10 protein-coding genes are annotated in these 14017 nt (G+C 57.6%); 6 read left to right on the top strand and 4 right to left on the bottom strand.

The genetic code is table 11. The features are described from left to right. Nucleotides 1–44: 44 nt before the first annotated feature. The gene (locus CA85_RS24900; RefSeq protein WP_186774897.1) at nt 45–200 is read right to left on the bottom strand and encodes a hypothetical protein; all 156 of its coding nucleotides are present in this window, start codon (nt 198–200) and stop codon (nt 45–47) included. Between the two features lie 98 nt (nt 201–298). Here CA85_RS24900 and CA85_RS12065 point away from each other — a divergent pair, with 98 nt between their 5' ends. After that, the gene (locus CA85_RS12065; RefSeq protein ID WP_146391587.1) at nt 299–862 is read left to right on the top strand and encodes a peroxiredoxin; all 564 of its coding nucleotides are present in this window, start codon (nt 299–301) and stop codon (nt 860–862) included. Nucleotides 863–896: 34 nt separating this feature from the next. On the opposite strand, the gene CA85_RS12060 is transcribed toward CA85_RS12065, so the two are convergent. Together CA85_RS12060 and CA85_RS12055 are read right to left on the bottom strand one after the other, a co-directional pair. Continuing rightward, on the bottom strand, nt 897–2591 hold the full coding sequence (locus CA85_RS12060) for an FMN-binding protein (RefSeq protein ID WP_146391586.1): 1695 nt from the start codon (nt 2589–2591) through the stop codon (nt 897–899). Next, nucleotides 2591–4921: an FAD-dependent oxidoreductase gene (locus CA85_RS12055; protein ID WP_186774895.1), complete on the bottom strand. Its 2331-nt coding sequence runs from the start codon at nt 4919–4921 to the stop codon at nt 2591–2593. The genes CA85_RS12060 and CA85_RS12055 overlap by 1 nt, the downstream gene beginning before the upstream one ends. A gap of 322 nt (nt 4922–5243) precedes the next feature. Here CA85_RS12055 and CA85_RS12050 point away from each other — a divergent pair, with 322 nt between their 5' ends. The 3 genes from CA85_RS12050 to CA85_RS12040 are packed head-to-tail and all read left to right on the top strand — an operon-like array spanning nt 5244 to nt 8622. Beyond that, nucleotides 5244–6215: a dihydrodipicolinate synthase family protein gene (locus CA85_RS12050; protein WP_146391584.1), complete on the top strand. Its 972-nt coding sequence runs from the start codon at nt 5244–5246 to the stop codon at nt 6213–6215. Nucleotides 6216–6249: 34 nt separating this feature from the next. Further along, nucleotides 6250–7197 (top strand): proline racemase family protein, encoded by a 948-nt coding sequence (locus tag CA85_RS12045; protein WP_146391583.1) that lies wholly within the window; start codon nt 6250–6252, stop codon nt 7195–7197. Between the two features lie 21 nt (nt 7198–7218). Then, on the top strand, nt 7219–8622 hold the full coding sequence (locus CA85_RS12040; protein ID WP_146391582.1) for an L-serine ammonia-lyase: 1404 nt from the start codon (nt 7219–7221) through the stop codon (nt 8620–8622). A 46-nt stretch (nt 8623–8668) separates the two neighbouring features. On the opposite strand, the gene CA85_RS12035 is transcribed toward CA85_RS12040, so the two are convergent. After that, nucleotides 8669–10114, bottom strand: a complete 1446-nt coding sequence (locus CA85_RS12035) for a catalase (protein ID WP_146391581.1) — start codon at nt 10112–10114, stop codon at nt 8669–8671. Between the two features lie 252 nt (nt 10115–10366). Between CA85_RS12035 and CA85_RS12030 the strand changes: the two genes are divergently transcribed. Together CA85_RS12030 and CA85_RS12025 are read left to right on the top strand one after the other, a co-directional pair. After that, nucleotides 10367–10720, top strand: a complete 354-nt coding sequence (locus CA85_RS12030) for a GlsB/YeaQ/YmgE family stress response membrane protein (RefSeq protein WP_246112731.1) — start codon at nt 10367–10369, stop codon at nt 10718–10720. Nucleotides 10721–10766: 46 nt separating this feature from the next. After that, on the top strand, nt 10767–13997 hold the full coding sequence (locus CA85_RS12025; RefSeq protein ID WP_146391579.1) for a response regulator: 3231 nt from the start codon (nt 10767–10769) through the stop codon (nt 13995–13997). The last annotated feature ends 20 nt before the right edge of the window (nt 13998–14017 follow it).

Raw genomic sequence — 14017 nt, 5'->3', positions numbered from 1 at the left:
GTCCAAGGGGAAGGGGGCGTGGGGAGTTCCCAAGAGATGATAGCTCATCTGGCATCACCGTGAGGCTCGCGGCCCGACCGCGAGCCTTCCTCGGGAGGCCAGCGTCGCCGGCGAGCTCCTTTTGTTTCTTCCGGCATCGTCAGATTATCAGCGATGTCGTCGCCACTGCCACCGAAGTACGCTTCAGCCGGATGAGCCATTTTTTTGGCCAGTAATGGAGCCGGCCCTGTTGCCAGTCGAATATAATTTGCGACCAACGCCCTCCAATTTCTCCCTTTGTTTCAACAGCAGGCATGTCATGCGATTCCACCGTTTCCTCACTTTTGCAATTTTGGCTCTCGCTTCGGTTTCCGCGTTCGCAGTGGATGTCGGTGAGAAAGCACCCAGTTTCGAAGCCAAGGATGACACCGGCAAGATTTGGAAGTCATCCGAACACGTCGGTGAGAAGGTCATTGTGTTGTACTTCTATCCCGCAGACATGACGGGTGGCTGCACGGCACAGGCTTGTGGGTATCGCGACAAGATGGAGGAATTTACACAGGCCGGCGTGGAAGTTGTCGGTGTCAGCGGTGACTCGGCGGAGAACCATCGTATTTTCAAGCAGGCTCACGACTTAAATTTCACCTTGTTGGCTGACACGGATGGGAAAGTCGCTAAGAAGTTCGGAGTGCCAGTGACGCTGGGCGACAAAACGGTGGTCAAATTGATCGATGGTGAGCAAACGTCGCTGCTACGAACCGCAACCGCCAAGCGTTGGACGTTCGTCATCGATCGCGATGGAAACGTTGTGCATAAGGATTCCGCTGTCAAAGCCAAGCAAGATCCGGCGACCATCGAAAAAGTGATCGAATCGCTCAAATAGACCTTCGTCGCGCACGGCGGTTTCTGAAACTGTATTAGGCAAACCACAGCCCGATTGCCAAGATCAGGTACCCTGTGGCGATCCAGTCTCGGACGGTCCAGCGATCGCTTTTCGCGTTGAAACGTAAGTACTCTAGCAGTCGTCCGGTGGGGCAGCCGAAGCGGCAGTAGGCCATCGGAACGAACAGCGAGGCCACGATCCCCAGCACCGCGATGGCCACCGTCGCCCAGCCAGCGATGGGAAACAGGTACGCGTCGAAGGGTTCGATGTCGACCAAGCTGAACGAGAGGCCAGCGATCCCAACGACCAGGCACCAGGCCAACAACAATGCTGGAATGATATGCAGGACTTTGGAAACTGACCGACTCCACTTGAGCTGGTAGCCGATCCGTCCTTTCACCAGTTGTTGCACGGCACCGTGGGGGCAAAGATGGGAGCAGTAGAGGTTTCGCTTGGTGAAGATGGGGCACGCCAATGCCGCGATGGCCAACATCGCCAGCCCGGCGGCGTTTCGCCAGGGCACCCCGTGCTTGGCCCAACCCACCACCATGGCTTGAGAGAGCAGGTTTCCTGTTGTGAGTCCGAGGTAGCAAACCAGAACGAGTTGAAAAGCGATACGCACGCGTTTGTTCGCTCGCAGGGAGGTGAACCCGATGACGACTGCCGCTGCGATCACCAGCAGCGTACCGACGTCGTTGGCGGTCAGCGAAAATGATTTTGCGTCCGGCGTCTTCTGTTGTGCCGCTCTCACCCGCTCTTGCGCGGCAACCACCATTCCTTCGGCAACCGCGTGGCTCGTCATCGTGGCACCGGAGACACCCTCGACCTGCATGGCAGCGAGGTCGGCAGTGGCAAGCTCGTCGAGTGAAAGACCGTTGAACGTTTTTCGGAAGTAATCGTCTTCGCGTAGATACCCAACGTAGGGTTCATTGTCGTACGATTGACCGACGGTGAATCCCACCACATGACCGTCGAGATCGAGGCCGATCAACGTGTCCGATGGACCTTGGTAGCCGACGATGTTATCCGTCGCCGGTGAGCTGCGGATGACACGCCCTATCAGGCGTGAACCGGAGAAAACGTCCCACCGCGATTGATCGGCATCGAGCTCGGTGCGATCGGCGGTGGGAAAAAACGTTTGCATCTCCGCGAGCGTCAAAGGTTGGGAGAATCGCAGGGATGACTTGGCACCACCGAGCCGATGGATGATGGATTCACTGATCGCCAGACTGGTCAGGGTGGCGCCCGAGACGGCGTCCACGTGCGGCGAGTTGGCCACCTCATCGCGATGCATGCCATCGAACGAGGACAAGAACGCTTCACTCTGGCGGACTTCATCTAAATGCTCTCGCGTGTCACCACTGCTGAGGATTTCGATACCGGAGATCACGTCGTCGGGATTGAACGCGACGAGTACATTTGTCGGCCCTGAGAATCCGACAATGTGATCGCTCTGAGGAGACGTTTGCAGCACGTACCCAATCGAATTCTGCTGAGGATCATCAACGCTCCGAGAGCCATCCCCGTTGGCAGCACCCAACGACGCAGCGTCGGGCAGCAGTCTCACGACATCATCGAGTCGAATCGGTGAGGGCGTGGTCGACGGGAGGGAGCTGCCTGCAAATCGCTGGTGGATCAACAGGATGATCGCCGCAAACAGGCTCACGCGCAGCGCGTGTACAAAGACGCGCCGCGCTGACTGAGGAAGCATCGACCGAAGGAATCGCATCACTTGTCGACGGGGCTCACTCGGATCGCATCAGCATGCACATGGCCACCGGCGTTCTTGGCCGAAAGCGTAACCGAGCCCTGCTGGTCCTTGGCCAGGTCAACGGTTCCTAGCGATAGGAATAGTCCGTCGATCTGCGGCGCGACCGTCATGTCAATCGACTTCTTCACCGTCTCGTCTCCTACCTGTAGCACCACAGAGACCTGCTCACCACGGTTCTCGTGCGATTGATAGGCGAGTTGGACTTCGTATTTGCCTGCCTCAGCAGCAGTGAAATCGAAGCGAATCTTGGCATTTTCACCACTGCTGTAGAGGTAGCGGTCGCCAATGAATTTTTCCAACCCGGTGCCGGCCGTCCAGTTCCCTGAACGCTTGGCGGCATGATCATCGACAACCGTTCCACTGAGCTTCTTGGGATCGATGCCCTTGGCAGCATCGCGAGCCCTTTTAGGAACCGGAGGTGGAGCCAATTCCATGGCATCGGCGGGAATGACAAATTCCGCATCGACTGTTTCGCGATAAGCTTTACCGGGCAGTTTCAGCATCGAGTCCAATTCGGACCAATAGTTGTAATAGACATCGCGCGGCAGACATTGATGGAGACGGCACAGAGAAGCGGCTTTGCCGATCACTTCTCCCATCATCCCACATGTCTTCATGACCCGCGTCGTGCCGAGTGCTTCATGGGTAACGCTGATGCACCGACCGGCCATGAACAGATTGGGAACGTTGCGTGAGTAGAAGCAACGGTAGGGAATGGGGTACCCAAAGGTTCGATCGACACCGGAGCCATGAACTGCGATGGAAATGAAAGGGTTGTCTGGGAATTTCTCGGCATATTGCTTTTTGGGATAGTGAAGATCGACCGACCACGTGCTCGGCACGGTGCCGTCGACAAACTCTTTCTTCTGCATGATGTCGTCATGGGTCAGAAGGACATCGCCCATTAGTCGTCGCGATTCACGGGGACCACCGATGTACGCCAACCACGTCATTGTTGCGTTTTGGTGCTCGGCCGCTCCGCCACGATTCTTCATCGCATTGAACGCACCGTAGGCAGCTCGCAGATTCCAATCGCGGATCCCTTCGGCGTCACCGACGGCATCTTTGTCGAAGCCAGACTCCCAGAACCACTGGGCATGGTGGTCCCGCGGATAGGGGAAATCCTGCATTTCCAAATCCAGTGCCCAGGGGGTTTCGGGGAACGAAACCTTTTCGTCGAGTTCATCCCAAGCCCACATATTGCTCATTCCCATCCGCCCATCGGGTGACATGTCGAAGTCAGCGCCAGCTAGGTACCCGATGGTGGCGTGCCCCGTGCAGTCGGCGAACAAGGGGGCGACAAACTTCAGCCGATGGCTGGTTTTGGTATCGAAAGCTGTGACGCTTTGGATTCGATCACCATCCATTTCCACCTGGTAGGCATGATGGTTGAGAAACAAATCGATGTTGGGTTCGGCACGAACAATGGTCTCTTTCTTGGCATCTTCGAATTCCTCGTAGGTGCCCGGTGATTTCTTAGCACTGTCAGCGAGTTCTTCCACGATCTCACCGATGCGAGGATACTTACCACGTCGTATCTCACCTTTCGCCCAAACGCGAACTTCACTCGATCCGTTCCCGCCGAGCACGCCACGATCTTGGATCAGTGCGACCCGGCAACCCGAACGCGCTGCTGAAATCGAGGTGCCGAGGCCGGAGTAGCCACCGCCGATGACGACGAGATCGTAATCGTCTTTCACGGTTACCTCTTCGGCGATGTCGAGTCGCTCCCGTCGCCAGGCGGGCAGGATCGAGTCGTCCTGAGGTGGCCCCTCGCTCGACTGCGTGAGGTAAATCGCATCACACCGACCATCGAATCCGGTGAGGTCGTGCAGAGCGAGATCCACCGACGTGTCAGGGATCTGTACCGTGCCTCCGTCCTGCCAATGCCACTGTGCCCCTTCGCTGCCGAATGTTGTTTCGAGCGGTTCGCCATTGACGAGCAGCTGGAAACGCCCCGGCGAGCCCGGAGCACCCCAGCGAGCGACCCAGTCCTTCGTGCGCACGTAAACGCGGTACTCGCCCGCCCGGGGAACCTCAACTGTTCCGGATGCATCGGCAACCGGTGTCCCCAGTCCGTGAGCCAAAAGATACGGCGAACCCATCTCACGGATGAACTGGGTATCGAGCTTCCAGCCACCCGCAGAATCCAGCGATTCGGCTTCCACCAGCACGCCGCCGCCGGCCCCGTCGTCGGCGCTTGCCGAAACGGAAGTCGTGGCGGCGAGAGTAACGGCAAGGAGTAAAAACAGACCCCAGGACGGCTGCGGTGCAGAGGTCGGAAGCATACGGAAGATCGTCGTGAAAAAATGTGGCATCAATGGTATCTCGTGGAAAGTGAATGATGGGGTGCCTCCTCCGCTGGCCCTTTCAGAGCTCGTGGTGCGGAACGCCTCCCAGCAGAGGTAACGACACAGCATAGATTATCTGTTCACGAAATGCGATTCTTGTCGTCTTCACGTTGCAGTCAGCTCGCCGAACTCGGTCGAATCGGTGAAAATCGCATCGCTAGACTGTATTCATTTTTAAGTCTACGATCCCACCAGCCAAACGAATTGTACGAGTATTTTGGCCTCTCCGATCCCTCTTCCAACGCAATTGAATGTAGCGATGAGTACTGCCAACCCGATTTTCACCGGTTGTATCCCTGCACTGATGACGCCCTGCGACGCCAACGGAACCCCTGATTTCGACGCGCTCGTTCGCAAGGGCCGCGAGCTGATGGAAGTTGGCATGAACGGGGTCGTCTACTGCGGGTCGATGGGGGATTGGCCATTGCTCAGTGACGCCCAGCGTCAGGAGGGTGTTGCCAGTCTAGTCGAGGCCGGCGTTCCTGTTGTTGTCGGCACGGGGGCCCAAAACCCTAAGCTCGCAATTGAGCATGCGGCACACGCCAACCGTGTCGGAGCCGCTGGCTTGATGGTGATTCCTCGCGTGTTGTCTCGCGGCATATCCGTTGCTGCCCAACGCAGTCATTTTGGCGATATCCTGCGCGCCGCCAGCGACATCCCGGCGGTGATTTATAACAGTCCCTACTACGGTTATCAAACAAAATCCGATCTGTTCTTTGATCTTCGCCGCGAACACGCCAACCTCGTTGGTTTCAAAGAGTTCGGTGGCGCCGAGTCGCTTAGCTATGCAGCCGAGCACATCACCAGCGGCGACCCCGACTTGGCATTGATGGTGGGCGTCGACACTCAGGTCTTTCACGGATTTGTCCGTTGCGGCGCGGTCGGCGCGATCACCGGTGTCGGGAACGCGTTGCCACGCCAGGTATTGCGTTTGGTCGAGCTATGCCAATTGGCAGCGAGCGGTGACGTCGAGGCGCGGCGATTGGCACTCGAACTCGAGGCGGCCATGGCGGTGCTGTCCAAATTCGATGAAGGTCCCGACCTGGTGTTGTACTACAAACATCTGATGGTGCTCGAAGGAGATGCCGAATACCAATACCACTTCAACTCCTCCGATGCGATGAGCGACAGCCAGCGAGCGTTCATCGAAGACCAGTGGCGGCTGTTCCAAGATTGGTGGGCGAAATGGCCAGGTGCTCAGAGCACGCCCAGCGAATCCGCTTCTGTATAGCTGAGCAATCATCGAGTCAGTAGGACTGCTACCTATGACGCTGCCGTATCACAATGTGAGAGTCATCGACACGCATACCGGCGGTGAACCGACACGCGTGGTGTTCAATGGTGGCCCCGATCTAGGGGACGGGCCGTTGATCGAGCGAGTGCGGCAAATGCAGCGTGATGCGGATCACTTCCGGCGCATGATGATTTCCGAACCGCGCGGCAGTGAGGCCATGGTCGGTGCCCTGTTGTGCCCACCTACCGATCCGTCCTGCGTTGCCGCGGTGATCTTCTTCAACAATCGGGATTACCTCGGCATGTGTGGTCACGGCACGATTGGAGTCGCGGTAGCCATGGCCTATGCCGGTCGCATTGAACCTGGTTTGCATCAATTGGAAACGCCTGTCGGCGTGATTACATTCCACTTGTCAGGGGCTAACGAGGTTTCGATAGACAATGTCCCCAGCTATCGTTTGCTTCATCGCGTTGCCGTCGAAGTCGATGGTCTCGGGGTCATCCACGGCGATGTCGCATGGGGGGGGAATTGGTTTTTTTTGGCAGAATCACCACTGCCGCTTTCTCGACCGCATTTGAACGAACTCTGCCAGGCGGCACAGGATGTTCGTGATGCGTTGCGCAACCAGGGGATCGGCGGTGTCGGCGGTGCGGAGATCGATCACGTGGAATTCTTTGGTCCGCCTGAGTCACCCGACGCCAATAGCCGAAACTTCGTGTACTGTCCCGGTGGTGCCTACGACCGCTCACCGTGCGGGACGGGCACGAGCGCCAAGCTAGCCTGCTTGGCCGCCGATGGCAAACTGCAACCCGGTGAGCTGTGGGTCCAAGAAAGCATCATTGGCAGCCGCTTTGTCGGGAAGTATCAAACGAGCATCTCCGGTACCATCATCCCGACGATCACGGGTACCGCTTATGTGTACGGAGAATGTCAGTTCGTTTTGCAAGCTGGCGACCCGTTTCCCCATGGCATCACATAGCGATTCAATGGCAGGTAGACAATGGACGCAGAACCGCCCTACTTCAGTGTTTTCGATTTGTTCAAAATCGGGATTGGCCCCTCGAGTTCCCACTCGGTTGGGCCGATGCGGGCCGCCGAAATGTTCCTCAACGAACTGGCCCATCAGCACCTGATCGAGACAACACAGCGAGTGCGTGTCGAGCTATACGGGTCGTTGGCCCTCACAGGGCGCGGGCATGCTACCGATATCGCCGTGCTGATGGGGCTCGAGGGTGAAGTGCCTGACCAGATTGATCCCGAGTTGACGGACGAGAAGCTGCAAAGGATTCGGAGCACTCACCGAATTCGCTTGGCAGGAAGTCGGGAAATCTCGTTCAACGAAGAGACCGATCTCATTTTCAATCGCCGCATCACGCTCGATGCGCATCCCAACGCCCTACGTTTTCAAGCTTTCGAGGATCCCGACGACAGCACCGCCCGATGCGAAACGACCTATTATTCCGTTGGTGGCGGCTTTGTTGTTCGGGCATCCGATGAAGCCCCGGAAGACGCGGGCGCGCCGTCCCAGCCCACCGTCCCTTATCCATTTTCGTCGGGCCGGGATTTACTCGAGCTAACCGACCGGCACCAGATTGCCATCAGCGAGCTCGCTCGCCAGAACGAACTCGCCTTCCGAAGCGACGAAGAAATTCACGCTGGACTCGATCGCATTTGGCAGACGATGCAGGCGTGTGTTCACCGTGGGTGCCGGACGGAGGGAGTATTGCCGGGTGGCCTGAATGTGAAACGCCGCGCACCGTCGCTCCTTCAAAATCTCGAGCAGCAGAGCGCAGCGGTCGAGGGCGACCCCATGCTAGTTTTGGACTGGGTCGACCTCTATGCGCTCGCCGTGAATGAGGAGAACGCAGCAGGGGGCCGGGTCGTGACCGCACCGACCAATGGCGCAGCGGGTATCATCCCGGCCGTGCTGCACTATCTCGACCGATTCTGCCCGACCTCCACACCGGAAACCATTCCGCGGTTCCTTTTGACCGCGGCGGTGATCGGTTCGCTATACAAGAGAAACGCATCCATCTCCGGTGCTGAGGTTGGTTGTCAGGGCGAAGTCGGTGTTGCATGCTCGATGGCGGCCGGCGCCTTGACCGAAGCCCTCGGTGGGAATCCGCGTCAAGTGGAACAGGCCGCTGAGATCGGCATGGAGCACAATCTGGGGCTGACCTGCGACCCCATCAAAGGTCTCGTGCAGGTTCCCTGTATCGAACGGAATGCCATGGGAGCGGTCAAAGCAATCAACGCCAGTCGATTGGCACTGCGCAGCGATGGCGATCATTTCGTGTCACTCGACCGGGTCATCTGTGTGATGAAACGCACCGGAGCCGACATGTCATCCCGCTACAAAGAAACATCTCGAGGCGGATTGGCCGTCAATATCAGTGAGTGCTGAGCAGCCGAGTCTCTCGGGAGACTCGGCTGGTGAGACCAGGGTCGCTTTAGAATGCCGCGGCAATGCGGTCACCGGTGGCTTGATCGATGTTACGCCAATATTCAAACGCCCGTTCCAAGATGGGTCGCGAGACGCCTGCCTGAAGGTGCCCGGTCACGTTCGAAACCAAGCGGTCCCGCGCTGCGTCATCCATGACCTCCCGGACCAACGTTCCGGCTTGGCCGAAGTCGTCGTCATCTTCACGCAGCGTGTAGGCGGCACGGATGAACTCACCGCCGGCTTCCCAAGTGGCGGACTCGGGATGACGCTGGGGATCGGCAGCTGGGCCGCCTTTGGAGTTCGGAGCGTAGACGGGATCGCTGACATTCTCGACCCGCATCGGTCCGTCTTTGCTGTAGCTGAACACCGGGCATTGTGGTTTGTTGACCGGGATCTGTTTGTAATTCACGCCGATCCGGTGTCGGTGCGAATCGGCGTAGGCAAACATCCGTCCGAGCAGCATCTTGTCAGGGCTGACCCCGATTCCGGGGACGAGGTTGCTCGGCTCGAAAGCAGCCTGTTCGATTTCGGTGTGGAAATCGGTGGGATTGCGATCGAGGGTGAGGCGACCCACCTCTTGAAGTGGGTGGTCCGCATGAGGCCAGACCTTCGTCAGATCGAACGGATTGAACCGATACGTTGCAGCATCTTCAAACGGCATGATCTGCACGTTCAACGTCCAGCTCGGGTGGTCTCCTCGCGCAATGGCGTCGAAAAGATCGCGCCGGTGGCAATCGCCGTCGCTGCCCGCTAAGCGATCGGCATCCGCTTGCGTCAAACAATCAATTCCCTGGTTTGTTTTGAAATGATACTTCACCCAGAACCGCTTGCCGGCCGCATTGACCCACATATACGTGTGGCTGGAATATCCGTTCATGTGCCGATAGGTCTTCGGAATTCCGCGATCGCCCATCAACCAAGTGACCTGGTGGGCCGACTCGGGTGAGAGCGTCCAGAAATCCCACTGCATATCATGATCGCGCAAGCCATTGTCGGCACGACGCTTTTGCGACCGGATAAAGTGTTGAAACTTCATCGGATCGCGAAGGAAAAAGACGGGCGTGTTGTTGCCGACCATGTCGTAGTTGCCCTCGCTCGTATAGAACTTCAACGCAAAGCCACGAGGGTCACGCCACGTGTCGGGGCTACCACGCTCACCGGCGACAGTGGAAAAACGGATCAACGTATCCGATTTCGTACCGGGTTGGAAAACAGCCGCTTTTGTATAGGCGCTGACATCATGGGTGACCTCAAAACGCCCGAAGGCGCCGGAGCCCTTGGCGTGGGGTTGCCGCTCGGGGATCCGCTCCCGATTGAAGTTCGCCATCTGCTCGATGAGGTAGTGATCGTGGAGCAGGATGGGGCCGTCTGGACCAACGCTCAACGAATGCTCGTCGCTGGCGACCGGAATCCCCGCATCGGTAGTCGTCGGTTTTTGTTCATCATTCTTCATGGTGGATTCTTCAGAGGACCTGGGCAACGGAGAGAAAACGGTTGGGAAGACGCGGAATTGTAGCACAGTCGATTTGCTCGCCCGCAGCGCCGGCGAAGCGGAGGACGATTGGCGCCGGTGACTTCCCTCGGCCGCGGTCATCGGTCGCCCGGCAGCCACGGTGGTCGATTGGCTGCCAGCGTTTGAGGTGTGAGGCGATCGTAGAAGCATCGTTCGAGAGTTGGCACACGAAATGCGAACCCGTGGGCGCCGATGTCAGATCCTGCGAAGGTCGCTATACTCGCGTCCTCAGACAACCGCATATCAGACTGGATCCTCGTCGAATCGTTTTCACTCAATGAGCAGGCACCCATGGGTTGGTTGATAGGTTGGATTGTTTTTGGACTCTTGGTAGGGTTGATCGCGCGAGTACTCACCCCCGGGGAACAGCAGATGGGTTGTTTCAGGACCCTGTTGCTGGGTGTGGCGGGCTCCTTTGTCGGGGGTGCTCTGGGCTATCTATTTCAAGGCGGGTCGCTCGTTCAATCGAGCGGTTGGCTCGGGTCATTAGTTGGCGCGATCGTGTTGTTGGTCCTCTGTGTTCGCCGCGGGAAGTTCCGCGACTAGTTGCCAGCGTCCCCTCTTTCGATTTCACAGCACTGATCGCTTTTACATGACCGAATCCACGGGCTACCAGCTCTCCCGCGCCCATCGCCAGTCAGTCGACCGCGCCTCCCAGCGGGCTACCTTGATCTACTTGGGAATCAGTGTCACGCTGCTGGCAGTGATGCTCGCTGACTATCTCACGCCGTTGGGGGTGGCGACCTGGGTGTTCTACATGGTTCCGATCACCCTTTCCCTGTTCTTGAGGTCCAAGAGCATGCCGCTGGTCGTGGCTGCGGCGTGTACGGTGCTGATGTCGGTGGCATTTATCACGGACACCGATGGCACGAATCGGGAAATCGCACAACTTAACCGTGTTTTCGGCGTGATATCGTTTTGGGTGATCGGCTCGGTCGGCTATTACTACATTGCGAACAATGTCATCGTCAGGCAGCAGGCTTGGATCCAGTCGGGGAAATCGGGGCTCGCTGAAACGATGGGCGGCGACCTCAAACCGGCGGTGTTTGGTGAAAACGTACTGACCTTCTTGGCCGAGTTCTTGGACGCCGAGGTGGGAGCTTTCTTTGTCAGCGACGGGGAGGTTTTTCACCGGACGGCAACATACGGCGTTCCCAGTTCAGCGAACCTGATCGAGCAGGCGACAGCGTCGGAGGGATTGATCGGCAAGGCGATCAAGAGCGGCCGAGTGTTTCAGCTCACCGACATCCCCGACGGTTACCTCGCTGTGGGGTCTTCATTGGGTCAATCGAAGCCGCGCGATTTGATCGTTGTGCCGATGAATACCGAAAAGGATGTCAATGCGGTCGCAGAGCTTGGATTCATGCGCCCCGTCACAGCGGACATGATCAGTTTCCTCGAAGCGATCTCCGAACCGGTAGGTGTTGCCGTCGCATCGTCGCGGTATCGCTCCCATCTGCAGAAATTGCTCCTTGAGAAACGGCAGCAAGCCGAGGAATTGCAGCAGCAGGGTGAGGAGTTGCGAGTATCCAATGAAGAGCTCGAAGTCCAAAGCCGGGTGCTGCAGCAGTCGCAGGCGCAGTTGGAACAGCAGCAGGTCGAGCTTGAACAAAGCAACATCCAGCTGGAGGAGCACACCCAGTTGCTGCAATCTCAGCGAGACGAGTTGGCTCGCGCGACTCTCGATACCCAGGCCAAAGCGAGAGAGTTGGAAGCTGCGAGTCGCTACAAGTCCGACTTCCTCGCCAACATGTCGCACGAATTACGCACACCACTGAACTCCTCCCTGATCCTTGCGAAACTCTTGGCTGAAAACTCGAGCGGCAACCTCACCGATGAGCAGGTCGAGTCCGCTGAGACGATCCATTCGGCCGGCAACGATCTCTTGCGACTGATCAACGACATCCTCGATCTGTCCAAGATCGAAGCTGGGAAAATGACCATCCGTCCCGAGACGACTTGGTTGGCCGACGTGGTATCGGAACTCGACAAGACGATGCGCCCCTTGGCGGTCCAGAAAAATCTCAGCTTCCATACGAGCCTGGATAGTGATGTCCCGGAGCAAATCGTTACCGACCATCAACGACTCGAACAGATCCTCAAAAATCTGCTTTCCAATGCGATCAAGTTTACCGATCATGGCGAGGTTGGGATGCGGGTCTCGAAGCACTCATCCGTTGCGATCAAAATAGAGGTCACCGACACTGGGATCGGTATCGCCGATGAGGACCAGCAAGCTGTTTTTGAAGCATTCCGACAAGTCGACAGTGCCGCGACTCGAAAGTTCAGCGGCACCGGGCTGGGACTATCCATCACGATGGAGCTGACTCGGATCTTGGGCGGTGAGATGCACTTGAGCAGCCAACCCGATCAGGGCAGCACCTTCACGCTGATTCTGCCGACGGCGTTTCGGCCCGCAGCCGAGGACTCCCAAGGTGCGGCGGCGGATCCGCCTGCCCAGCTCCCGCAGACTGACCCCGCGACCGGATCATACCGTGATCAAGCAACGGCCACGGCGGCCACAACGGCGACATCGCCCGCTCGCGATTCGGCGCAAGCTGTCGCCAACAGCTCGGCGATCAAACCACCGGTGCGAGCGAAAATCACGGACGATCGGGAAAATCTGCGCGGGGATCGACGGTTGATTCTCGTCGTTGAGGACGACGAATCCTTTGCAGCGATTTTGGCAAAGGTGGCGCATGAAATGGAGTTCCAGTGCTTGATCGCCGCCAGTGCACAGGAAGCCTTGATCCTTGCTGCGCAGTTCCTCCCGCAAGCCATCGTTTTGGATATCGGACTGCCCGATGAAACGGGGCTCGTTGTCTTGGATCGGCTCAAACAGGATGCTCGGACGCGGCACATCCCCGTGCACGTGATCTCTGCGAATGATTTTGCTGAAACGGCCTTGGCCTTGGGGGCCGTCGGTTACGCGTTCAAACCGGTAACACGAGAGTTGCTCTTGGAGACGTTGCAATCACTCCAAATGCAATTGAACCAACGGACACGGCGGGTTTTGGTCGTCGAAGACGACGCCGTGCAGCTCGAAAGTCTGCAGAAATTGTTGGCTTCTCGCGACGTTGAAACCGTCGGTGCTCAGAGTGTCGCAGAATGTCTAGAGCATCTCAAATCCACCACGTTCGATTGCATGGTGCTCGATCTATCGCTCCCCGATTCATCGGGCTATTCCCTGCTGGAAACGCTCAGCAATAATGACGACTATTCTTTCCCACCAGTGATCATCTATACCGGCCGTGAGCTATCGGCTGAGCAAGAGCAGTCGCTCCGCCGGTATTCTAAGTCCATCATCATCAAGGGTGCGAAGTCGCCCGAGCGATTGCTCGACGAAGTCACTCTGTTCTTGCACCAAGTTGTCGAGGAGTTGCCTGAAGCGCAGCAGAAGATGATCCAGAAAGCTCGGAGTCGCGAAGCGGCTTTAGAGAATCGGCGAATCCTCGTGGTCGAAGATGATGTGCGAAATATCTTTGCTCTGACCAGCATCCTCGAGCCAAGGGGAGCGATCATCCAGATCGCACGCAACGGCAAAGAGGCGCTCGTCGCGCTCGATGAAGCGGACGCTGGAGAGGAGGGGCGAGTGGATCTGGTGTTGATGGACGTGATGATGCCCGAAATGGATGGTTTGACCGCGACGCGAGAGATTCGCAAACAAGCTCGATTTAGCAACCTTCCAATCATCATGTTGACCGCCAAAGCGATGAAAGATGATCAACTCGAGTGCATCGACGCGGGAGCCAATGATTACATGGCGAAACCACTGGACATCGATAAATTGCTGTCGTTGGTGCGCGTCTGGATCCGAAAATGATAGCTGGAGGGCTCGCCACG

This window comes from Allorhodopirellula solitaria, from assembly GCF_007859855.1.
In the GTDB taxonomy this organism is placed as follows: domain Bacteria; phylum Planctomycetota; class Planctomycetia; order Pirellulales; family Pirellulaceae; genus Rhodopirellula; species Rhodopirellula solitaria.
The sequence above is the reverse complement of the archived record's forward strand: the minus strand, read 5'-3'. Positions and strand labels throughout refer to the sequence as shown.

Bases quoted from the DNA above. Each gene is read 5' to 3' on its own strand.
- CA85_RS12055 (WP_186774895.1), bottom strand. From the start codon at position 4,921: ATGCTTCCGACCTCTGCACCGCAGCCGTCCTGGGGTCTGTTTTTACTC.
- CA85_RS24900 (WP_186774897.1), bottom strand. From the start codon at position 200: ATGGCTCATCCGGCTGAAGCGTACTTCGGTGGCAGTGGCGACGACATC.
- CA85_RS12035 (WP_146391581.1), bottom strand. From the start codon at position 10,114: ATGAAGAATGATGAACAAAAACCGACGACTACCGATGCGGGGATTCCG.
- CA85_RS12050 (WP_146391584.1), top strand. From the start codon at position 5,244: ATGAGTACTGCCAACCCGATTTTCACCGGTTGTATCCCTGCACTGATG.
- CA85_RS12040 (WP_146391582.1), top strand. From the start codon at position 7,219: ATGGACGCAGAACCGCCCTACTTCAGTGTTTTCGATTTGTTCAAAATC.
- CA85_RS12060 (WP_146391586.1), bottom strand. From the start codon at position 2,591: ATGCGATTCCTTCGGTCGATGCTTCCTCAGTCAGCGCGGCGCGTCTTT.
- CA85_RS12025 (WP_146391579.1), top strand. From the start codon at position 10,767: ATGACCGAATCCACGGGCTACCAGCTCTCCCGCGCCCATCGCCAGTCA.
- CA85_RS12045 (WP_146391583.1), top strand. From the start codon at position 6,250: ATGACGCTGCCGTATCACAATGTGAGAGTCATCGACACGCATACCGGC.
- CA85_RS12030 (WP_246112731.1), top strand. From the start codon at position 10,367: ATGTCAGATCCTGCGAAGGTCGCTATACTCGCGTCCTCAGACAACCGC.
- CA85_RS12065 (WP_146391587.1), top strand. From the start codon at position 299: ATGCGATTCCACCGTTTCCTCACTTTTGCAATTTTGGCTCTCGCTTCG.